Annotated in this window: 19 protein-coding genes, 1 tRNA gene and 1 pseudogene; 16 read left to right on the top strand and 5 right to left on the bottom strand. The window is 55.6% G+C overall.

Annotated features, from left to right (window positions below; translation table 11 throughout):
• Positions 1–10: 10 nt before the first annotated feature.
• From N6V40_RS16105 to ilvA, 9 genes are all read left to right on the top strand, one after another.
• Positions 11–712, top strand: coding sequence for a DUF501 domain-containing protein (locus N6V40_RS16105; protein WP_262198220.1), 702 nt, complete (start codon positions 11–13; stop codon positions 710–712).
• A complete protein-coding gene (locus N6V40_RS16100; protein WP_131090195.1) occupies positions 712–1,650 on the top strand; it encodes a Ppx/GppA phosphatase family protein in 939 nt (312 codons plus the stop codon). Before N6V40_RS16105 ends, N6V40_RS16100 begins: the two co-directional genes overlap by 1 nt.
• A 34-nt stretch (positions 1,651–1,684) precedes the next feature.
• Complete coding sequence (locus tag N6V40_RS16095) at positions 1,685–2,002, top strand: S8 family serine peptidase (RefSeq protein ID WP_262198219.1); 318 nt, start codon at positions 1,685–1,687, stop codon at positions 2,000–2,002.
• Entirely contained in the window at positions 1,999–3,240 is a 1,242-nt protein-coding gene (locus tag N6V40_RS16090) for a S8 family serine peptidase (RefSeq protein ID WP_262199764.1), read from the top strand. Before N6V40_RS16095 ends, N6V40_RS16090 begins: the two co-directional genes overlap by 4 nt.
• Before the next feature lie 180 nt (positions 3,241–3,420).
• Positions 3,421–4,788: an NAD(P)/FAD-dependent oxidoreductase gene (locus N6V40_RS16085; protein ID WP_131090194.1), complete on the top strand. Its 1,368-nt coding sequence runs from the start codon at positions 3,421–3,423 to the stop codon at positions 4,786–4,788.
• Between the two features lie 115 nt (positions 4,789–4,903).
• Positions 4,904–4,988 (top strand) — tRNA-Leu (locus N6V40_RS16080).
• 325 nt (positions 4,989–5,313) lie between these two features.
• Positions 5,314–6,126, top strand: a complete 813-nt coding sequence (locus N6V40_RS16075) for a Bax inhibitor-1/YccA family protein (RefSeq protein ID WP_131090193.1) — start codon at positions 5,314–5,316, stop codon at positions 6,124–6,126.
• Positions 6,127–6,241: 115 nt separating this feature from the next.
• Positions 6,242–7,549 carry an AI-2E family transporter gene (locus N6V40_RS16070; RefSeq protein ID WP_262198218.1) on the top strand — a complete coding sequence of 436 codons (1,308 nt, stop codon included), beginning with the start codon at positions 6,242–6,244 and terminating at the stop codon, positions 7,547–7,549.
• A 3-nt stretch (positions 7,550–7,552) separates the two neighbouring features.
• Positions 7,553–8,824, top strand: coding sequence for a threonine ammonia-lyase (gene ilvA, locus N6V40_RS16065; RefSeq protein WP_131090191.1), 1,272 nt, complete (start codon positions 7,553–7,555; stop codon positions 8,822–8,824).
• A gap of 76 nt (positions 8,825–8,900) precedes the next feature.
• Here ilvA and greA read toward each other — a convergent pair whose 3' ends face one another.
• Both greA and N6V40_RS16055 read right to left on the bottom strand, forming a co-directional pair.
• Positions 8,901–9,398: a transcription elongation factor GreA gene (gene greA / locus N6V40_RS16060; protein WP_131090190.1), complete on the bottom strand. Its 498-nt coding sequence runs from the start codon at positions 9,396–9,398 to the stop codon at positions 8,901–8,903.
• Positions 9,399–9,687: 289 nt separating this feature from the next.
• The gene (locus tag N6V40_RS16055; protein WP_165477366.1) at positions 9,688–10,107 is read right to left on the bottom strand and encodes a DUF4307 domain-containing protein; all 420 of its coding nucleotides are present in this window, start codon (positions 10,105–10,107) and stop codon (positions 9,688–9,690) included.
• 243 nt (positions 10,108–10,350) lie between these two features.
• Here N6V40_RS16055 and mca point away from each other — a divergent pair, with 243 nt between their 5' ends.
• From mca to N6V40_RS16030, 5 genes are all read left to right on the top strand, one after another.
• Positions 10,351–11,217 (top strand): mycothiol conjugate amidase Mca, encoded by an 867-nt coding sequence (mca, locus tag N6V40_RS16050; RefSeq protein ID WP_131090376.1) that lies wholly within the window; start codon positions 10,351–10,353, stop codon positions 11,215–11,217.
• Positions 11,218–11,260: 43 nt separating this feature from the next.
• Positions 11,261–11,542, top strand: a complete 282-nt coding sequence (locus tag N6V40_RS16045) for a hypothetical protein (protein WP_262198217.1) — start codon at positions 11,261–11,263, stop codon at positions 11,540–11,542.
• 33 nt (positions 11,543–11,575) lie between these two features.
• Positions 11,576–13,690 (top strand): thioredoxin domain-containing protein, encoded by a 2,115-nt coding sequence (locus N6V40_RS16040; RefSeq protein ID WP_262198216.1) that lies wholly within the window; start codon positions 11,576–11,578, stop codon positions 13,688–13,690.
• Between the two features lie 124 nt (positions 13,691–13,814).
• Positions 13,815–14,576, top strand: coding sequence for an isoprenyl transferase (locus tag N6V40_RS16035; RefSeq protein ID WP_131090375.1), 762 nt, complete (start codon positions 13,815–13,817; stop codon positions 14,574–14,576).
• A 274-nt stretch (positions 14,577–14,850) separates the two neighbouring features.
• Entirely contained in the window at positions 14,851–16,167 is a 1,317-nt protein-coding gene (locus N6V40_RS16030) for an RNA 5'-3' helicase PhoH2 (protein WP_131090186.1), read from the top strand.
• 102 nt (positions 16,168–16,269) lie between these two features.
• Here N6V40_RS16030 and N6V40_RS16025 read toward each other — a convergent pair whose 3' ends face one another.
• Positions 16,270–17,055, bottom strand: coding sequence for a hypothetical protein (locus N6V40_RS16025; RefSeq protein ID WP_131090185.1), 786 nt, complete (start codon positions 17,053–17,055; stop codon positions 16,270–16,272).
• 83 nt (positions 17,056–17,138) lie between these two features.
• On the opposite strand from N6V40_RS16025, the gene N6V40_RS16020 reads away from it, so the two are divergent.
• Both N6V40_RS16020 and N6V40_RS16015 read left to right on the top strand, forming a co-directional pair.
• Entirely contained in the window at positions 17,139–17,642 is a 504-nt protein-coding gene (locus N6V40_RS16020) for a prepilin peptidase (protein WP_165477365.1), read from the top strand.
• 4 nt (positions 17,643–17,646) lie between these two features.
• A complete protein-coding gene (locus tag N6V40_RS16015) occupies positions 17,647–18,111 on the top strand; it encodes an NUDIX hydrolase (RefSeq protein ID WP_131090183.1) in 465 nt (154 codons plus the stop codon).
• An 88-nt stretch (positions 18,112–18,199) separates the two neighbouring features.
• Here N6V40_RS16015 and N6V40_RS16010 read toward each other — a convergent pair.
• Positions 18,200–19,907, bottom strand: a pseudogene (locus tag N6V40_RS16010) (MDR family MFS transporter).
• A 33-nt stretch (positions 19,908–19,940) separates the two neighbouring features.
• Positions 19,941–20,501, bottom strand: a complete 561-nt coding sequence (locus N6V40_RS16005) for a TetR/AcrR family transcriptional regulator (protein ID WP_262198215.1) — start codon at positions 20,499–20,501, stop codon at positions 19,941–19,943.
• Positions 20,502–20,577 lie beyond the last annotated feature (76 nt).

The raw sequence follows: 20,577 nt of genomic DNA, 5'->3' as shown, positions 1-20,577 counted from the left end.
ACTAAGACCCGTGACTGAACAGCCAATCCGCGAAGCCCTTGACGCTGCCGGACGAGTACCAAGTGAATCCGACCTGGAGACTCTCTCCCGCCAGCTGAACCGACCAGTGCGCGACGTGGTGGAAATCGGCGCTCGTTGCGTCTGCGGAAACCCGTTGGTTGCCACCACCGCACCCCGGCTTTCCTCCGGAATCCCATTCCCAACCACGTACTACCTGGCACATCCAGTGATCACCGCGGCGGTCTCCCGTCTAGAAGCCGCCGGGTTGATGAACGAGATGAACGAAAAGCTCGGTGAAGACTCGGCGCTGGCTGCGGCCTACGTACAAGCTCACGAATCTTACCTAGCTAACCGTGCTGCCATTGGTGAGCGTTCGGGCACCGGAGCGGTTCCCGAAATTGATGGCGTTTCCGCCGGTGGCATGCCCACTCGTGTGAAATGCCTGCACGTTTTGGTAGGACACTCACTGGCCGCGGGCCAAGGCGTGAACCCACTGGGTGATGAAGCGCTGAACGGCATTGCCGAGTGGTGGACCAAGGACAAGTGCTACTGCGTTGGCGCATGGGATACCGAGTCTGAGGCGCCAAGCCATGACCGTTCCCGCCACGTGAAGACCCAAGAGATGCAGGACCCTGCAGCTAAACGTGCACAGCGCGCCGCTAAGCGTGCTGAACGTGAAGCCGCTGAACGCGCCGCCGGAGATGACGCGTAATGCGCGTTGCCGGAATTGACTGCGGAACCAACTCCATCCGCCTGCTCATTGCCGATGTGCACCATGAAAGCACCGGAACCACGCTTGTAGATGTTGTGCGCACCATGCGTGTTGTCCGTCTAGGGCAGGGCGTGGATGCCACCGGTGCCTTTGCTCCGGAGGCACTCGAACGTACCTTTGCTGCCGCCCGCGAATACAAAGCGATGTGCGATGAGCATCAGGTTCAGGCCATTCGTTTTGTGGCGACCTCGGCAGCCCGTGATGTTTCAAACCGCGATGTTTTTGCGGAAGAAATTTCCCGTATCCTCGGTGTTGCGCCAGAGGTAATCAGTGGAGATGAAGAAGCCTCGCTATCCTTCAACGGTGCTGCTTCGGTGCGTGCCGGCCAAAGTGGAAAGAGCTTGGTCATTGATCTGGGCGGTGGATCCACCGAATTTGTTGTAGGCGATTCGACTGGTCCCTTGGCAGCCAAGAGCTTGGACATGGGTTGTGTTCGAGTCACCGAGCGGTTCCAAGAATTGGGCCTAGATTCCCCAGCAGCAATTGACTTCATGGACACCACGCTGAGTACCCTCAACGGCCAGGTGGATGTTTCGCAGATTGATGCTGTGATCATGGTTGCCGGAACTTTCACTACCCTGACAGCACAGGCGCTGGGTCTAAAAAAGTATGAATCTGAAAAGATTCATGGCGCAGAACTCAGCTTCGACCAGATGCGTGCTGCTACCCAAGACATGCTGTCGTACTCGCGAGAAGAACGTGAAGCGCTGGGCTTTATGCACCCCGGGCGAGTAGATGTTATTCAGGCCGGCGCGGCCATCGTTGAGCGCATCCTTCATTACTTGGAAACGACTAGCGGCAATCGCCCGATGCGACTAATTGCATCGGAACACGATATTCTCGACGGAATTGCTGCTACAGCAGCATCCAACGCCTAATCCGCAATTTCGGAACCGACCAAGGAGAGATCTCTTGAGCTCAGCTCTGCGCGCCAAGAACAATGCGAGCCTGAAAAAATGTGGCTCCGCACTTGTCGTTGCGATACTCACTTTAGCTATGCTCACCGGGCTCACCCCAGCCCACGCTGACGACATGCGAGATTCTGAGTACTGGTTGAATTCGCTTGAAGTGAATGACGCGCAACAGACCACCAAAGGTGAGGGCGTCAAGGTTGCCGTGATTGACACAGGCATCGATACCTCGCATACGGACCTCAAGGGGGCCGTCGCAGGGGAGTGGACATGTCGGGCGCTGGCGACGAAAAAGGCAACAAGCCAATTGGCGTCATGAGTGAACACGCCACCCTTGTCGCGACCCTGCTTGCCGGACGCGGCAACAACAAAAGCGAGATCACCAAGGTCAAGTCCGAAAACGAACGCCTCAAAGCAGCGTGGGAAAAATCTAAGAAGTCTGCCGAAGACGAGAACAAAAAGCGCCTAGACGAGGCCAAAGACGACGAAAAAGACGACGTCGAAAAGGTTGAAATCCCCAAAGAGCCTGAGTATGAAGAGGTTCCGAAACCAAGCGGCGGCAGCGACGGTGTACTGGGTGTAGCCCCGGAATCGAAGCTACTGTCCGTTTCGCTGTGGATGGGTGAAGGCAACCCTGCCAACATCCCTGTTGAAGAGCAGATTCCACGCGCTGTGAAGTGGGCGGTAGATAACGGGGCCAAGGTCATCAACATGTCCTTGGGCTCAACCAGCCCAGCCTGGCCCGAAAGTTGGGACGATGCGTTCAAATACGCTGAAGACCACGACGTTGTTATTGTGGCCGCCGCCGGTAACCGTTCCGGGGGCATGAGCCAGGTAGGTGCGCCTGCGACAATTCCGGGTGTGCTGACCGTGGCCGGTGTGGATGAAAGCGGCAAAGCGTCCCAGGATTCTTCCACTGAAGGCATCTCCATTGGTGTAGCGGCTCCTGCCGAACAGCTGGTGGGTGGCCTGCCGGACAATGGTTACGCCCGCTGGTCTGGTACCTCCGGTGCAGCTCCGCTGGTTGCCGGAGTGGCAGCCCTGATCCGCTCAAAGTACCCAGATATGAAGGCTCCGGATGTCATTAACCGGATCCTGAAGACTGCACGGGATACTGGAGCCCCTGGGGTGGACAACCTGTATGGCTACGGAATCATCAATGCCAATGCGGCAGTGAACAACAATGTGCCTTCGGTATCCGAAAATCCACTGGGCACCATTGAAGAATGGATTCGAGTGCATCGCCGCAACGCGTCGGACACCACCGAGGCTCCAGCACCTGGCGTCTCAATGGAAAAGTCCGCGCTTAAGCAGGTAGCCGCTCCGACTCCGATTCAGCCCGAGCAATCTACTCCGATTTTGCAGCCACTGATTATCATCGGTGGTGCGGCATTACTGGTTCTGGTGATCCTGGCTGGCGGGATTCAAACCTTGCTCCGTAAACGCCGCGAACGATATACCGAAAGTGCAGCTTCGGCATCGCTGAGCTCCTTGAAGGTTGGTAAGTCTGCAGGGGATCACGATCTTTTTGATGACATCCCCGAAGACGAAAAATAGCAGAGACTAAAAAATGGGAACGAAACCTCGCGGTTTCGTTCCCATTTGTGTTGTGGCTTGGATACAGATTTGCTGGCTGAAGTACTCGAAGGCAAGTTCATGAAGTAAGCGTGACGCATCTGACGGAAATTGCTAGTGAATGTTTTCACTAACTCGGAATATCCGCGTAGAATCAAGAGTATGTCGATCATCGAATCCTCCCAGAAGCGTCCACGCATTCTTGTCGTCGGCGGTGGCTACGTTGGCCTTTACGTCGCGATGAAACTGCAGAAGAAGGTCAAGGCCCACGGCGGTATCGTTACCGTTGTTGACCCGAACCCATACATGACTTACCAGCCATTCTTGCCAGAAGTTGCCGGTGGCAATATCGAAGCACGCCACGTTGTGGTTTCGCACCGCCAGCACCTGAAGCACTCCGAACTTGTTAACGGTCGCGTGCTGAGCATCGACCACGCCAACAAGAAGGCAGTAGTTGCTCCAGTCAACGGCGAGCAGTTTGAGCTGGAATACACCGACGTTGTTATGTCGGCTGGCGCCGTCACTCGTACCTTCCCAATCACCGGTCTTGCTGAGACCGGCATTGGTCTGAAGACCATCGAAGAGGCTGTCGCACTGCGCAACAAGGTTGCCGAGCGCATCGAGTCCGCTTCGAACATGACTGACCCAGTAGCCCGCAAGCGCGCACTGACTTTCGTTGTTGTTGGTGGCGGCTTCGCAGGTATCGAAACCATTGCCGAGCTTGAAGATATGGCTCGCGACCTGATCAAGCTCAACGACCGCGTTGACCAGAAGGAAGCTCGCTTCGTTCTTGTTGAGGCCATGGGTCGCATCATGCCAGAAGTTACCGAAGAGCAGGCTGAGTGGGTTGTTGAACACCTGCGTAGCCGCGGCGTAGAGGTACTGCTGAACACCTCGCTGAACAGCGCAGTGGACGGCAACCTTGAGCTGATCAACATGGGCGACAAGTCCTCCGCTGGCGAATTCGGCGCAGACACCCTGATCTGGTGTGCCGGTGTTATGGCTAACCCAATGGTTCGCTCCACCGACTTCCCAATCGAGCAGCGCGGCCGCATCGAGACCCGCACCGACCTGCGCGTCAAGGACGCCAACGGCGATCCACTGGAAGGTGCCTGGGCAGCTGGCGATATCTCGGCAGTCAAGGACGTCACCGGCGGCCTGCCAGACGGAACCTGCGTTCCTAACGCTCAGCACGCCGTACGTCAGGCAAAGCTGTTGGCAAAGAACCTTTATGCTGCTCGCTACGGCGTTGGCACCATCAAGGAATACAAGCACTCAAACCTCGGCGCAGTTGCTGGCTTCGGTCGCAACAAGGGTGTTGCCAAGGTTGTTGGCATCAAGCTCAAGGGCTGGCCAGCATGGATGGCTCACCGCGGTTACCACGGTATGGCCATGCCAACCTTCGAGCGCAAGTTCCGCGTTGTCGGCGACTGGCTAGTTGCAATCTTCTTCAAGCGCGACGGCCTGCAGCTGAACAACCTTGAAGCACCACGCACTGCTTTCGAAGAGTCGGCTAAGCCAAAGAAGTAAGCTTCAGACTTAGCTGATCGACTACGTTGCGAGGGGCCGAATATTCGGCCCTCGCGCACGTGCGAATTGTGGATTTTATATTTGCTTTCGAGATCACGTAAGATTTGAGAGTCTTGCCCCCATGGTGGAATTGGCATACACGGCTGACTTAAAATCAGCTGCCGAAAGGCTTGCGAGTTCGAGTCTCGCTGGGGGCACCACACAATAAGACCGCTACATCCTTGTAAACACAGGGCAGTAGCGGTCTTTGCTGTTTCCAGAGACAGGTAAGTGGGCGCAATGTGAGCACAGTGTGAGCACACTCGGTTCGCGAATCTTCCCGTGCGGCCTCGCAGTTCTATTTCATGAACTGTTTGATGGTTGTTTGCTAGAACTTTCAAGAATATCGCTCAGAGAGTAGTTTTTCCGCGAGAAAACAGCCAATATCATCCTTCCGACTGAGCCATTTCACAGTAATGCTCAATAGGATTGACAGCAACGAACTCTCGCTTTCTGCGAGTCTGCACAATCGCAACCTATGGGGGAATGACGTTGAGCAACCCGGTATTTGGTTCAAAGAGCCAATCTGACGCTTGGGGAACCAAGCCTGGAAGTCCTGTTGGCTTCCGTGACAATGCAAATATGAGTGCCGACCAGCTGCAAAACATGTACCAGCAGCCTGCAGCGACCAGTGCTGATACTGGTCGAATGACTATCGGCGACACCATCAACAAGACCATCTTCTGTCTTGCACTTGTTGTCATCGGTGCAGCAGCCGGTTGGATCATGCCAGCGCTCATGCTGCCAGGTGCCCTCGTAGGTTTTGTTCTTGGCCTGGTTAACATCTTCAAGAAGCGCCCATCGCCAGTGCTGATTCTTTTGTACTCGGCTGCTCAGGGTCTGTTCCTTGGTGGACTATCTAGCGTTCTGGAACACCGTCCGGGTATGGAAGGCATTGCCATCCAGGCTGTCTTGGCAACGATCTGCGTTGCCGGTGTCACCTTGGCGCTGTACCGCTCAGGTAAGTACCGTATGACTCCAAAGCTGAACAAGATCTTCATGGTCGGCATGATCGGTCTTATCGTCTTCTCGCTGCTGAACATGGTTCTCTCGATGACCGGTGTTGTTGACGGAATGTTCGGCATGCGCAGTGGCGTACTTGGTCTAGTCATCGGTGTTGTCGCCGTCTTGCTGGCGACCTACGCACTGGTTTCTGACTTCACCATGATCGAGGAACTGTCCAACCAGGGTGCTCCAGCCATCATGTCTTGGCGAGGTGCTTTCGGCCTGACGATGACCCTCATCTGGCTCTACACCGAGATTCTGCGCATTCTGGCCATCTTGCGTGGCGACGATTAACCAAATTGAATCCGAATTCAAGGACCAGTGCCCAAATCGGGCACTGGTCCTTGTTTTTTGTCACAATTCCGACATGGATCAAGAAGCTAGGTTTTAAACGCGGTAGCGTAGACGCATGAAGAGTAGCCGGTTGGAACGTTTACGACGCATACGCGTCACCCTTCCGGGCAGGATCGCAGAAAAAACTGCAGAGCCCCGCGCTGAAACTGTAGATTTTAAGAGCGCTGAAGATATGCCGTATGCCGTACGTTTGGCAGCGAGCTGGGCTTGGCGCTTCTTGATCATTGTGGCGGCACTCGGTGTGCTTGTCTGGGCGCTTTCGAAGATCTCACTGCTAGTGATTCCCGTCCTTGTCGCTGCCCTTCTATCCGGCCTACTTTCGCCGGTGGTCAATGCGTTGAACCGACGAATGGCAGTACCGCGTGGACTAGCCGTGGGCATTACGCTCATTGGCTTCCTAGCCTTGGTGATCGCCGGGCTATCCATGGCCGGACAGAAACTGACCTCTGGCTTTAACGCCCTGTGGAGCCAAGCCCTATTTGGTATCGAGCAGGTCCAAGACTGGCTGTTTAACGGTCCGCTGAAGCTGACCAACGCAGACCTGCAGAGCGTCATCGATGACATGATCGCCCAGCTGCGCGGCAACGCTACCAACATCCTGAGCGAAGCTTTGGGTTGGACATCTTTCATTGGCCAATTCCTCACCGGAACCTTGCTGGCACTCTTTGTGCTGATTTTCTTACTACTCGACGGCCGGAAAATCGGTCTGTTCCTGATCAACCTTTTGCCACGACGCGCTCGTCCAGCCATGGACGGAGCGCTGACCCGCGGATGGGCATCTTTGGTCAGTTACGTACGAGTGCAAATGCTCGTGGCGCTCATCGACGCCATCGGTATTGGGCTCGGTGCGTTGTTCCTTGGCGTTCCGCTCGCATTGCCACTGGGCGTACTGGTCTTCATCGGATCCTTTATCCCGGTAGTTGGTGCACTGATTACCGGCGCCTTGGCAGTGCTGCTGGCCCTGGTAGCCAACGGCTGGGTGAACGCACTGATCATGCTCGCGGTGGTCCTGCTAGTACAGCAGGCGGAGTCCAACGTTCTGCAGCCATTGATCATGGGCAAGGCAGTAAGCCTGCATCCACTGGCAGTTGTGCTGGCAGTAGCCGGCGGCACCATGCTGGCCGGAATCCCCGGTGCGCTCTTCGCAGTACCGCTGTTGGCTGTAGTCAACGCCGTCGTCAAATACCTTTCGGCCAGAGCTTGGGAGAGTGATCCGATAGTGCTAGAGCACTATGGAACTCAACCCATAACCGAGCCACCAGCACAAGATGCAGCAGCGACTCCACCGCCAAAGCCTGCGTCAACCCAACCACCAACTTCGCCGGAGACCCGGCATCCTGAGCAGACATCAGACGAGGACTAAGCCATGACCACAGAAACTAAGTTGCCAATCACCCTGGCCGACATCGAGTCCGCTGCCCAGGTCTTGAAGCCAGTTATTGCTTTGACCCCTGTGGAGCATTCCAGGGTACTGTCCCAGCACATTGGTGCCGAAGTCTTCCTCAAATGCGAAAACATGCAGCGTGCCGGATCCTTCAAGGTGCGAGGCGCCTACGTTCGCATGTCCAAACTCAGCGATGAAGAGAAAGCACGCGGTGTTGTCGCAGCTTCCGCCGGTAACCACGCCCAAGGCGTAGCGCAGGCCGCCAGCCAGCTGGGTATCAAGGCTCGTATCTACATGCCTCGTGGAGTTGCACTGCCCAAGCTCACCGCCACTCGCGATCACGGTGCGGAAGTAGTGCTCTTTGGAGACACCGTGGACCAAGCACTGGCCGAAGCCCAGCGCTTCGCCGATAAATCAGGCGCAGTATTTGTTCACCCCTTTGACCACCCGGACATCATCGCCGGCCAGGGAACCATCGGCCTGGAGCTACTAGAACAACTTCCAGAAGTGGAAACGGTTCTTATGGGCGTCGGCGGTGGCGGTCTGCTTGCCGGTGTAGCCATTGCGTTGAAGGAAAAAGCGCGAGAACTGGGACGAACCATCAAGGTGATTGGTGTGCAGGCAGAAAATGCTGCAGCCTACCCACCGTCACTGGCAGCTGACGCATTAGTTCCGCTGGATACCGTGCACACTATCGCTGACGGCATTGCAGTGGGCAAGCCAGGGCAACTGCCGTTCACCATCATCAAGGAACTTGTTGATGATGTGGTGACAGTATCTGAAGACGCACTAGCTCGCGCCTTGGTGGTCCTGTTAGAACGCAACAAGCTGGTGGTTGAACCAGCTGGTGCCGTGGGTGTTGCCGCGCTGCTGGAGAACCGTCTGGAAGAACATGGAATCAATCCAGCGACCACCGCGGTGATCCTCTCGGGCGGCAACATCGATCCGTTGCTGATGCTTAAGGTTATTCAGCGTGGTCTGTCGGCGGCCGGGCGATTCTTGACCGTGCGAATGATGCTTCCGGATCGTCCCGGCGCGCTGGCTCAGATCTCGCGTATCATCGCTGAATCAGATGCCAACGTGACGCGCCTGGACCACACCCGTATCGGTGGCTCGTTGTCCATGGGCGACGTGGCCATCACCATTGATCTGGAAACCAAGGGACACGAACATTCCAAGGCAGTGCTCAATAATCTTCGTGCCGAGGGATTTGATCCACAGATCACTAACAACGCCGGCGGATCAGTCGGCTAATCTCAACGCATAAAAGTCCACGGGCCGCTAACTCAATTGAGTTAGCGGCCCGTGGACTTTGTGCTTATTAGCTTTATTAGGAAGCTTGGTAAGGCTTAGCCGAGATGATTTCGACCTTGATGTCTCGGCCGTTTGGAGCCACGTAGGAAAGCTTGTCGCCAACCTTGGCGCCGTGAACGGCTACGCCGATAGGCGACTGCTCCGAGTAAACTTCCAGATCGGTGTCGCCAGCAACTTCGCGGGAACCGAAGAGGAATGAGGTCTCGTCACCAGCGATGTTGGCAACAACCATCATGCCTGGTTCAACGATGCCATCATCGGCAGGTGCTTCGCCAACGTTGGCGCGACGCAGTAGGTCCTTGAGGTACAGGATGCGTGCTTCGGCCTTACCCTGCTCTTCACGAGCGGCGTGGTAGCCACCGTTCTCCTTGAGGTCACCTTCGGAACGGGCCTGCTCGATACGCGCAACGATCTCGGCGCGTCCCGGGCCGGAGAGGAAGGTCAATTCGGTCTGGAGGCGGTCGAAGGCTTCCTGAGTCAGCCAAACGACAGGTTCGTTGCTGTTGGTGCTCACGTTGTACTTCCTTTGGTCAGTTAGGACTTCGCGGCGGCCATTGGGGCTCAAAGAGCCACAAAAGCCGAACGCCACCAGTGCGGTGGCGTCGACGAAGTCGAATTCGGTACAGTTTTGCGGGCTTGCGTTGTTCTAGCGTTGCAAGCAAAGACCCCGCCAGCTGCATGAAACAGTTCGAAGCTGGCTCATTCACCGATGCGGGGCAAAACGTATCTTTTCAACGATAGTAGTCGCCAAAACGCTTTAAGCCCAATAGGTTCAGCTATTAGGGAATGAACTGGCAGAAATATTAACCCTTGAAGTTCTGCGGAACCTTATAGCAGGATTCAACACCGGATGTCACCGCAAGGTTGTCGGTATGAAGGTCAACATCGATTTGCTGTTTGATCACGCCTGACTGCTCGCCCGGATCAAGCAACACGGTCTTGTAACCGACAACAGCTTTGGACTCGTTCATGGCCCGGATATCACACTGAACACGATCTTTGGAGTTGTACTCAACGACGATGCTGCTCTTGGCCAAGGTTGGAGAAACAACCTCAAAGTTCACGTCCTGAGCCGTGATGGCACTGTAGTTATTGAACCCGACGTATGCAGCTCCAACAACACCAATGCTCAGCGCAGCGCCAATAAGCCAGTTACGTGCTCGTTTGCTGAGGTTGCGTTTCTTGGGGTTGTTGTAGCGAGCCGTTAAGCTTGGATCAGACATTGCTTGTCTTGCACCACTCTCTATATGCCTTGGCGGCATTTGAACAGGGAATGCCGTATGTTGGTTCCTTCGACAAGTTTACCGCCTGAGCTGAATCGGGAATAACCGGCAGTCGAGTATCAGTTGTTATGAGTGGTGGACAGTCATCAATATTTTCGACTGTGCAGCATAGTGACGAAGGAAAGTAGATAAGTGGAGATTCACAACGTGAAGAAAATTGCCCCATCGCAAGGTTTGCGTCTCATGGCGATTCACGCGCACCCGGATGATGAATCTTCGAAGGGCGCTGCCACCATGGCTGCCTACGTTGACGCCGGCGCTGAGGTCATGGTCGTTTCCTGCACAGGCGGCGAACGTGGCGACATTCTTAATGCAGCTGCAGGCGAGTTGGCTCACGCGCACCGCGATCTACCAGGGGTTCGCCGTACCGAGATGGCAGAAGCCGCTTCGGTGCTGGGCATTAAGCACCGCTGGCTCGGCTACGTTGACTCCGGCCTGCCTGAAGGTGACCCGCTACCGGAACTTCCCTTTGGCGCTTTTGCGCTACAACCAGTGGAGGTGGCTGCCGCTGGCATCATTAAGCTGATCCGCGAATTCCGTCCACATGTCATCACTACTTATGACGAAAACGGTGGCTACCCGCACCCGGATCACATCCACAGCCACAAGGTGGCAACCTTCGCATTTGAGCATGCCGATAACCCAGAGATGTACCCAGAACTGGGGGAGCCATGGTCGGTAGGCAAACTGTACTACGACCGTGCTTTTGCACCGGACCGTTTCCGCGCATTGCACTACGCGATGGTCGAGGCCGGCATCGAGTCCCCGTACGCAGAACGTGTTGCGCAGTGGGAAACCGATGAAGATAACCAGATGTTCCAGTGGGTTTCACCACATACGACCACTACTCAGATTCACTGCGCAGACTTTTTCTCGCAGCGTGATCAAGCGTTGCTGGCTCACCGAACCCAGATTGACCCGGAGGGTTTCTTCTTCGCGGTCCCTGAACATGTGTACGCAGAGCGCTGGCCGTGGGAGGATTACACCTTGATCTCTTCGAAGGTGGCTACCGAGTTGCCCGAGTCGGACCTGTTTGCCGGACTAAGATAGCACTAAGCACTTCCCAGTTGTAGAAAAGAGTTGTCCGTATATCGTGAATACGATTTTCGCGTCCTTCGCAGTAGCCTCCGAGACCACCAAATTGGGCACGGAGACCAGTAGCGACTACGGTCCCGGATTCCTTGGATTTATTTTCACCGCGGTCATGGTCATCGCAGTGATTTTCCTGATCCGTGACATGGTTCGCCGTGTTCGCCGGGTGCGCTACACCTCGGAAGCTGAAGCCAAGCAGCAGGAAATGGTTACCAAGGGCAACGAACGCAAACTTCAGGAGCCTGAAGAGCCGATCGCCCCTAAGACCAGCGAAGAGCGGTAAACAGTTGTGTGAGCTGCGCGATAGCATTATTGCGTGGCTCAACGACTCGCTGGCGCTGCCAGCCAATATCTTAGACAACATGCGCATCAACTAGTGGACTGGTTCCCTTATGGGGACGAAGCCTTTGAACAGGCTCGGTTGCGCGATGTACCAGTGATGCTCTCCATCGGTTATGCCGCGTGCCACTGGTGCCATGTGATGAGCCACGAATCTTTTGACGATCCCCAAATCGCTGAATTACTCAACGAAAATTTTGTGGCCATCAAGGTGGACCGTGAAGAGCACCCCTTGGTGGATGACACGTACATGATGGCCACCCAAGCGCTCACCGGTGCTGGTGGCTGGCCTATGACCATCTTCGCTATGCCTGATGGACGCGCGGTGCACGCTGGGACTTATTACCCAGCACAGCAGCGCGGCAAAACTCCTGGCTTCAGGCAAGTACTTGATGCTGTGCACCAAGCGTGGGAATCCAAGCGCGAGGGCTTAGAAGAACAAGCCCAGATGCTCGCGGATCACCTAGCTGAACTTGGTACCCGGCAGAGTGCGTTGCTGTCCTTAGAATCTGCAGAACCAGCGGCGCAGGCACTGAGCACTGCCACCGAACGCTGGCTGGCTGCAACAAATCCTGAAGGCGGATTTACGCCTGCGCCTAAGTTCCCTCCCACCTGGGCTTTGAAGACCATGTGGCGTTCGGTCTTTACCCGTCCAGACACCGCCGAAGACGCCTTTGGCGCCGTAGCAACTCACCTTGAAGCAATTTTCTTGGGCGGATTACAAGACCATATTGATGGCGGATTCGCCCGGTACTGTGTGGATGAAAATTGGTCGGTCCCACACTTTGAAAAGATGCTCTACGACAATGCTGGCTTGCTTTCGCTAGCTGCGCGCAGCGCGGTGCTGGCCAAAGAAGTTGCCTCGAATACGCAGCGCGAATCGGCCCCTCGTGCACAAGCGCTAGCAACACTGGCGGCAAGCAGCGCGCGGGGAATTATCACGTTCCTCAAGGAAGAACTGCTGGTAGATTCCACTTCAGCACCGGCCTTTGCCGCCTCACTGGACGCGGATTCCACCCGAGATGGCGCCCAAGTTGAAGGCGCTTACTACAGCTACAGCCGCGAAGAGATCAACAGCGTCACTTCATCGCTGACGCAGGTTTTGCCTCAGGGGCTGATCCGTTTTGCGCCTATCGCCGAGGACGCCGAGCACTTCTGCTTCTCCTTCGCCAGAATGCCAAAGCCTGGCGAGCAAGCTGTGATCACCGAGCTGATAACTGCCCTACGCAATATGCGCACCTCACGCATCAGGCCGGTCCGTGATGAGAAAATCATCGCTGGCTGGAACGGGCTAGCCATTCAAGCATTGTGCGATGCCGCCGTACTGCTTGATGATTCAGAAGCATTAGAACTGGCCAAGCAAGTTGGAAATAGTGTGTGGCAAACACAATGGGATTCATCCACCCAACGTCTAGCGCGGGTAAGTTTTGCGTCGCATGCGGCCACCGGCAACGAAGCAACCCTGCAAGACTATGCCGCTTTAGCTGTTGGTTTCCTGGCCCTGGGACAAGCTACGAAAGATGACCAATGGTCCGAACGAGCAGGACAGTTATTAGTACGGGCCAAGGATTTTGTGGATCCGGAATCTGGAGTGCCACGCGATAGCGTTCAAGCTGATGAGCGCATTACCGCGCAACGCAGTGATGTTGCCTCCGTGAGCGTGCTTGACGATGCGTTGCCAGCAGCCGGAGCGCTTTATGCCAAGGCGTTGTCCATGCATGCAATTAGGGCCATGGCCAAGGGAGAATACTCCCAAACCCATGCAGAAGAACTAGAACGTGCACGCAAGCTAAGCGCCCACGCTGCAGCGTTGGCTGCTGACGCGCCTACCCAGGTAGCTACCGCCCTAGAAGTCCAGAACATCATCTCTAGCACCGTGCACTACGTGGGACTCTCCGACTGGGAAGGTCCTCAAGCTGCGCAAGCGCGCAAGATCGCCTGGGCCCTAGACCTCAATGCCCATCACGATCCGCAGCTCGCTGGTTCAGGCTCAACACTGAAGATTCAACCCTGCCGTGAAGAACTGTGCCAAATGCCGGTTGAATCCATTGAAGATCTACTGGAGCTGCTGCGCGTGAGCCACAACAACTAGGCGAAAAAACGGTGAGCGAGGAGTGTCTTTGGACTGCTGGGATTGCAAGATCCGCAAAGCAACGAGTGATTCGCGGTAGATTTAGAACCTAGACTTTTTGAATCGATTGAAAGGCAGTGCCACGGTGCAGCTTCCCAACCTTGCGTATCGTTACTACGAACGGCGCTTGGCGAAGTCACTGCCTGCCGACAAGCTCCCTCACCACATCGGGGTTATGGTCGATGGCAACCGGCGCTGGGCCAAGCTTGCCGGTTCGCCCACCATGGCCGGTCATCAGGCCGGAGCAGACAAGATTCTTGAATTCCTGGACTGGTGCGAAGACCTCAACATCAAGATGGTCACGCTCTACATGCTCTCCACCGACAATCTGAACCGCGAGGCCAGCGAACTGCGAGACCTCTTGGAGGTCATCGGTGGAACCCTGGATCGACTGGGCGAAACCAACCGGGTGAAAGTTCAACAGGTTGGCGCCAAGGATTTGCTGCCACCTCAATTGGCTCAGAAGCTGTCCGCCTTGGAAACCATTACCGCAAACCGTACTGGTGTCCACGTGAACGTGGCCATCGGTTATGGCGGACGCCGTGAAATCTTGGATGCTTTTAAAGAGCTCTTGGGGCAGGCCGCCCATGACGGACGCACCATCGAAGAGCTGGCCGAAAACCTGTCCACCGACGACATCGAATCGGCCCTGTATACCAAAGGTCAGCCAGACCCAGACTTGGTTATCCGCACCAGCGGTGAGCAGCGCCTGAGCGGATTCTTGACCTGGCAGAGTGCGTACTCAGAGTTCTACTTCTGCGAAGCCTTGTGGCCTGACTTCCGCCGTGTTGACTTCCTGCGAGCCTTGCGCGACTTTGCGGATCGCCAACGCCGATTCGGCGCCTAGTTTCTTTCTCGGTTTAGCGTGTCAAATCTTTGTGCAGCGCGCAGAGTTAAAATAATCGTTACCCAGCTGTTGCTTAATGGTGACCTTCACAGGTCTATGGTGTTCATAAGGCCGGGGCATCAAGCCCTAGCTGACTGAAGGGTTCCGCACTAGATGACCAAAAGCAGCGCAAGCCGGTACCACTGCCGGAAACGCCTTGGACATCCGGTGTTGGGGTTCCCCACTGACGCGTGGGGAAATTCCTCACGCCGGATTCGAGATTGGGTGCGCTGCCATGAGCCGAACTGCCGAACAAGGTGTACGAACCTACGTCATTGACACCTCGGTTTTGCTTTCAGATCCGAAAGCAATGTTCCACTTCGAAGAGCACCATGTGGTGATTCCATTAACCGTGGTCACCGAGTTGGAACAGAAACGCAAAGACCCTGAGCTGGGTTACTTTGCCCGTCAAGCCTTGCGCCTGCTTGATGATTTGATTGCCAACCACGGCGGACTCGCCCAAGCGGTTCCCGTCTCTTCTTCCGGTGGCACGCTGCGCATTGAACTAAACCATATTGCCCCTGACGTGCTTCCGGTAGGAATGCGTTCGGGAGATAACGACGCCCGTATTCTCGCCGTGGCAAAACACCTCTTGGATTCCGGTCTCGACGTTGCCCTAGTGACCAAAGATCTGCCGATGCGAATCAAAGCATCAGCCATGGGTCTGCACGCAGAGGTGTACCGCAACGAGCTGATCGCCTCCACCGGTTGGACCGGCATTGAACAGCTGGAGCTTGACGAAGAATCCATGGCGACGCTTTATGAGCACGAACAGCTCTTGAACCTTAAAGCCGTCGCTGATGCGCCGATCAATACCGGTTTTGTCATCACTTCAACGCGCGGAAGCGCCTTGGCTCGCAAGACCGACGCCACCACGTTGAAATTGGTTCGCGGAGACCAGCAAGCGTTTGGACTACATGGCCGCAGCGCAGAACAGCGCATCGCATTGGACTTGCTCATGGATCCTTCGGTGGGGATTGTATCCCTCGGTGGTAACGCCGGTACCGGTAAGTCAGCGCTGGCGCTCTGTGCCGGCATGGAGGCGGTGCTGGAGCGTCGAGAACATCGTAAGATCACGGTGTTCCGTCCGCTGTATGCCGTGGGCGGCCAGGAGCTAGGCTATTTGCCCGGTTCCGAAGGTGAGAAGATGGGCCCCTGGGCGCAAGCGGTATTCGATACTCTCGGATCAATCGTGTCAAAGAACGCCATCGATGAAGTCATGGAACGTGGCATGCTCGAGGTCCTTCCGCTCACGCACATTCGAGGCCGTTCCCTGCATGACTCTTATGTCATCGTTGATGAGGCTCAGTCACTGGAACGCAATGTGCTGCTCACGGTGCTTTCGCGCATCGGTCAGAATTCAAAAGTGGTGTTGACCCACGATGTGGCCCAGCGCGACAACCTGCATGTTGGACGACACGACGGTATCGCCGCGGTGGTGGAGCAGCTCAAGGGCCACTCGCTGTTCGGCCACGTAACGCTGACTCGATCTGAACGTTCTGCTATCGCTGCGTTGGTGACCCAAATGCTGGACTCGCCAACTCTTCCCTAACCGTCGATAGTTCTCCGGCTCCTCCTGTCTCAAAGAATAACGGGACAGGGGGAGCCCACGCTATTGCGAGCTGTGGAACGGGGTCCTTAGGGTTCGAGAACCTTAGGGATTGACGGTCGGCTGATCTAGCCAGTGAACTTTCTGGAACTGAGAATTGATGTAGTACTCGTCTTGCGCAATGACTCTAGCCGTTAGATCGGGAGCAACCGGGGCCGAACCATCCTCAGTTATTACCTTTCGCAGCAGACAAATTCCCGTGTGCTGATCTAAGACCACCAAGGTGCGGGTGTTTTCTGGCACGAGTGGGCAGTGGGCGACTGCAGGTTGATAAGTATGTCCGGCGCTGAGCACGGCGGCTAGTGCAGGGCGACCCTCATGGATCAGCTCGACGGCCTCATGGATATACGTCGGGTGATCAAAAGCCAAATCCAGCGAAGCTGGTTCAGCGCCAGCAAGTTCTACTGGATCCAGAATTGCTTGCCAGTACTCTATTGGCAGCAGCGTGCCAAACCCGGAGATTTCAGGTCGTCGAAGGACCAATTGATCTGCGGTGAACACTGGAGTGCTAAGTTCGGAAGGCAACTGCCAGGAAGCGTTGGTGGATGCCACGTACCCGCGGCTTCGTTGCGCGCTGAAAGTTTCCTTTTGGAAGAGCAGTTCGCCTTCAGCGCTGTGCACAGCGATTGCTTCGCGCCCACGGATTTTTACCGTGACGGTGCCGGCCAAATTGAGTTGCTGTTGCGCCAGCTGCGTTGGCACCTGAATTTCTAGGTTTATTGAAGTGCTCAGCCAAGGGGCCGAACGAGCCAGCGCGCGGTACCTTCGCCGGGTGGCCGAATCGGGAACCGGATGGCCGGGGAAGTAAAGCGGAGCTGATGGTACGTCCATACTTCAATTGTAGAAGTGTCCCTATTATTCACAAGGGCAATCTCCTTCTCCCACTGGGCGCAGAAGTTGCCTATGCTCTTTACATGTCAGAGATTTGGAGCGTATCCCACGAAGGACCGGTCATCGGCGTCCTAGTTGCGCTCCAGTTGCTGTGCTTTGTGATCTTTGGATTCTTGTTATCAAAGGAGGACATTTCCAGCCACCGTTTACCCAACCGGCTGGTGGGCTATTGGCTGGTAGCCAGCACCCTAGTGATCGTAGGTTTGGGCATCGCACGCGGCGATGGGTTGGGCATCGTGCAAGGGGTCCTGGGTCTGGTCTTACTTGGTGGCGCCTACCTGTTGATCAGTGTCGTGTCCTTAGGAGCAATGGGCATGGGAGATGTAAAACTTGCCGCTGTTCTCGGGATAAATCTTGGCTACTATTCGTTGGCGTCCTTGTTTCTGGCCACGCTGGTAACTTTTGTGCTCTCTACGCTGTGGGTTCTTGGGGGAGTGATTGCTAGAAGGCTGACCTTAAAATCAGCTGTTCCTTTCGGACCGTTCATGATCATTGGCGCCTTAGCGGTGCTGCTTGTGGCACGATGAAATTATGGCAACTCCGGAATTCATCACTAGTCTTCGTACGCATATTGGACACGAAATGCTTTGGCTCTCGGGGGTGAAAGTCGTGGTTTTCCAAGATAATAAAGTTCTGTTGGTTCGTCGCGCGGATAACGGGTTGTGGACCCTGCCAGCGGGAATCATTGACCCCGGCGAAGAACCATCGTTGTCGGCTGCGCGAGAGGTTTTAGAAGAGACCGGGGTATCGTGCGAAGTTACGGATCTGATTGGTGTTGGGGTGACAGCCCCGACCGTTTATCCCAATGGGGATCACGCCCAGTATCTAGATATCGTCTTTAGAGCACGCCACGTTTCTGGAAAGGCAAAAATCAACGATGATGAAAACCTTGAAGTGGGTTACTTCGACCTAGCGGACCGTCCAAAACTACCTCCACTTCACGAACGAGCCTTGGCGTGGGCGCTGGATCCGCGTCCCGGTGGTTACTTCGCGTAGAGACAAAGAAAAGGCAGCTGGGGTGCGAACCAATAATGGTTCGCACCCCAGCTGCCTTTCGACGCTTTAGCTACAGGCTAAGGCAGTCTTATTTGATGTCGCTATCGGCTTCGCCTGTTGGCTTTTCAGCTACGAGGACAGAGCCTTCGGCCTCTAAGGCCGGGTCAACCGAATCAGTGTGCTGTACGAGGTGGGCTTCTTCGTAAGCGATTGCTTCTTCGCCGCCGATAGCCTCGCCACGAGCCACCATGCCGGCGGTGTCGGACAGTGGAATCTGCTTGAGGAACAGTGCCAAAGCAAACGCGACAACCAGGAATGGAACCAGGTACCAGAACACTGGAGCCAACGAACCTGCGTAGGCATCCACGATGCCGTCACGCAGTGCCTGAGGCAACGAGGAAAGTGTTTGTGGGTCCAAGGACGAAGTTGCTTGACCAGCTTCGGCAGCGCTGGCGCCAGCACCGGAGAACACGTCCATCAGCTTCTCGGAGAGGCGGTTGGTGAATAGTGCACCGAAGATCGCAACACCGAGCGAAGCGCCAACTTCACGGAAGTAGTTGTTGGTCGAGGTTGCGGTACCGATCATCTCGGGATCCACCGCGTTCTGTACCACCAGGACAACAACCTGCATGATCAGACCCATGCCGGCGCCCAATACGAAGAGGTAAACGCAGATCAGCCACAGTGGGGTCTGAGCAGTCAGCGTGGTGAAAGCCAGCAGTGCCACGATGGTCACCAGGGTGCCCGCAATTGGGTACGCCTTGTATCGACCGGACTTGGAGATTGCGATACCGGAGTAGATGGAGGTACCCATCATGCCGACCATCATTGGAACCATCAGCAAGCCGGATACCGCAGCCGAGGTGCCCGAGGACATCTGCAGGAAGGTTGGCACGAAGGCAATAGCCGAGAACATGCCAATACCCAAGGTGAAGCCGATGGCGGTGGCGGTAATAAAGACCCGGTTCTTGAATAGGCTCAGCGGGATGATTGGATCTTGTGCCTTGGCTTCAGCAAAGACAAACAACGAAGCAGCAACAACCAGTCCTGCGCCCCATGCCCAGGTTTCCGGTGCGTTCCAACCGTGGGTTGCAGATCCACCGAAGTCGGTGAAGAAGATCAAGCAGGTAGTTGCAATCGACAGCAGTAGAGACACCGAAGTAGTCAATCTTCTTTTCGGCCTTCTTGTTTGGCAGGGTCAGTGCGAACCATGCAATGGCGAAAGCGGCGATACCAACAGGGATGTTGATGTAGAAAGCCCATTCCCAAGTGAGGTGGTCAACGAAGAATCCACCCAGCAGTGGGCCGGCGACTGCGGACAAGCCGAAGATGCCACCTAGTGGACCCATGTACTTGCCACGCTCGGAAGCGGGAACGATGTCAGCGATGATGGCCTGCGACAGGATCATCAAGCCACCGCCACCCAGACCTTGAAGGGCGCGGAAAATCACGAACATCCAGAAGGTGGTGGAGAAGGCTGCGCCAACCGATGCCAAGGTGAACAGGGCAATAGCGATTAGGAACAGATTGCGTCGCCCAAGGACGTCGCCAAATTTGCCATAAATCGGCATCACGATAGTGGTTGCCAGCAAGTAGGCAGTGGTGATCCAGGCCTGGTGCTCAACGCCACCGAGCTTGCCAACGATGGTTGGCATCGCGGTGGAAACGATGGTCTGGTCCAGTGAGGACAGGAGCATGCCTGCGATCAGGGCCGAGAAGATGATCCAGATGCGCCGCTGAGTTAATACCAGTGGCGCGTCGCCCGGGGTTTTCCGGGAACTAACGGTTGTAGCCATGTTTATCCTTGCGAGATTTTGTGCGAAAAGTTTTTAGTCGTTGGTGCGACGTAGCTGCTGGCCCATGATGCTTTGAACTTGGGACATCAAATTCAGGAATTCTTCGCTAAGTGAGCGTTTCCCGGATCCTGCAACGTAGGCATCGATAGCTTGAAGCATGGTGTGTTTCAGGATGTGCATCAGGCTGCTGAGTCGTGGATCTTGGGGATCCACTCCTTCACGCGAAGCGATGAGCTCACGGAACTTTGCCTCTTTTTTCGGGCCGGTCTGAACCATGTGTTGGAGTAGCTCCGGTTCGCGGTGGGCCATGGTGAAGAACCCGTGAGTGCTCACGATCTCGTTCTCATCGATGCTTAGTCGTTCAAGGACTAATTCCACCAAGTCGGCCAGCAATGTTGGGGAGATTCCTTCAATGCCTTCAGGACGTGCGGCCATAAAACGTTCAATGCTTCCCTCTGGCAAAGCATCGGATTCATGGCCAAAGACGGCATCAAGCTTGCTGGGGAAGTAGTTGAAGAAGGTGCGACGCGATATGCCTACGCGTTCGCAAACATTTTCAATAGTGAACCCAGTAAATCCAAGATCTGCGGTCAACTCGCGACAGTGGCGGGTGATGGCCGTTTTGGTTTTTGCATGCGATCGCTAAGCGTTGGTGCCCCGCAAGGTACCT

The sequence above is a fragment of the Glutamicibacter sp. M10 genome (genome assembly GCF_025452055.1).
GTDB lineage: Bacteria > Actinomycetota > Actinomycetes > Actinomycetales > Micrococcaceae > Glutamicibacter.
The sequence above is the reverse complement of the archived record's forward strand: the minus strand, read 5'-3'. Positions and strand labels throughout refer to the sequence as shown.

Coding starts and splice junctions, on each gene's coding strand:
- N6V40_RS16100 (WP_131090195.1), top strand. CDS start 712: ATGCGCGTTGCCGGAATTGACTGCGGAACCAACTCCATCCGCCTGCTC.
- N6V40_RS16090 (WP_262199764.1), top strand. CDS start 1,999: ATGAGTGAACACGCCACCCTTGTCGCGACCCTGCTTGCCGGACGCGGC.
- N6V40_RS16085 (WP_131090194.1), top strand. CDS start 3,421: ATGTCGATCATCGAATCCTCCCAGAAGCGTCCACGCATTCTTGTCGTC.
- N6V40_RS16075 (WP_131090193.1), top strand. CDS start 5,314: ATGACGTTGAGCAACCCGGTATTTGGTTCAAAGAGCCAATCTGACGCT.
- N6V40_RS16070 (WP_262198218.1), top strand. CDS start 6,242: ATGAAGAGTAGCCGGTTGGAACGTTTACGACGCATACGCGTCACCCTT.
- ilvA (WP_131090191.1), top strand. CDS start 7,553: ATGACCACAGAAACTAAGTTGCCAATCACCCTGGCCGACATCGAGTCC.
- N6V40_RS16055 (WP_165477366.1), bottom strand. CDS start 10,107: ATGTCTGATCCAAGCTTAACGGCTCGCTACAACAACCCCAAGAAACGC.
- mca (WP_131090376.1), top strand. CDS start 10,351: ATGGCGATTCACGCGCACCCGGATGATGAATCTTCGAAGGGCGCTGCC.
- N6V40_RS16030 (WP_131090186.1), top strand. CDS start 14,851: ATGAGCCGAACTGCCGAACAAGGTGTACGAACCTACGTCATTGACACC.
- N6V40_RS16025 (WP_131090185.1), bottom strand. CDS start 17,055: ATGGACGTACCATCAGCTCCGCTTTACTTCCCCGGCCATCCGGTTCCC.
- N6V40_RS16020 (WP_165477365.1), top strand. CDS start 17,139: ATGTCAGAGATTTGGAGCGTATCCCACGAAGGACCGGTCATCGGCGTC.
- N6V40_RS16015 (WP_131090183.1), top strand. CDS start 17,647: ATGGCAACTCCGGAATTCATCACTAGTCTTCGTACGCATATTGGACAC.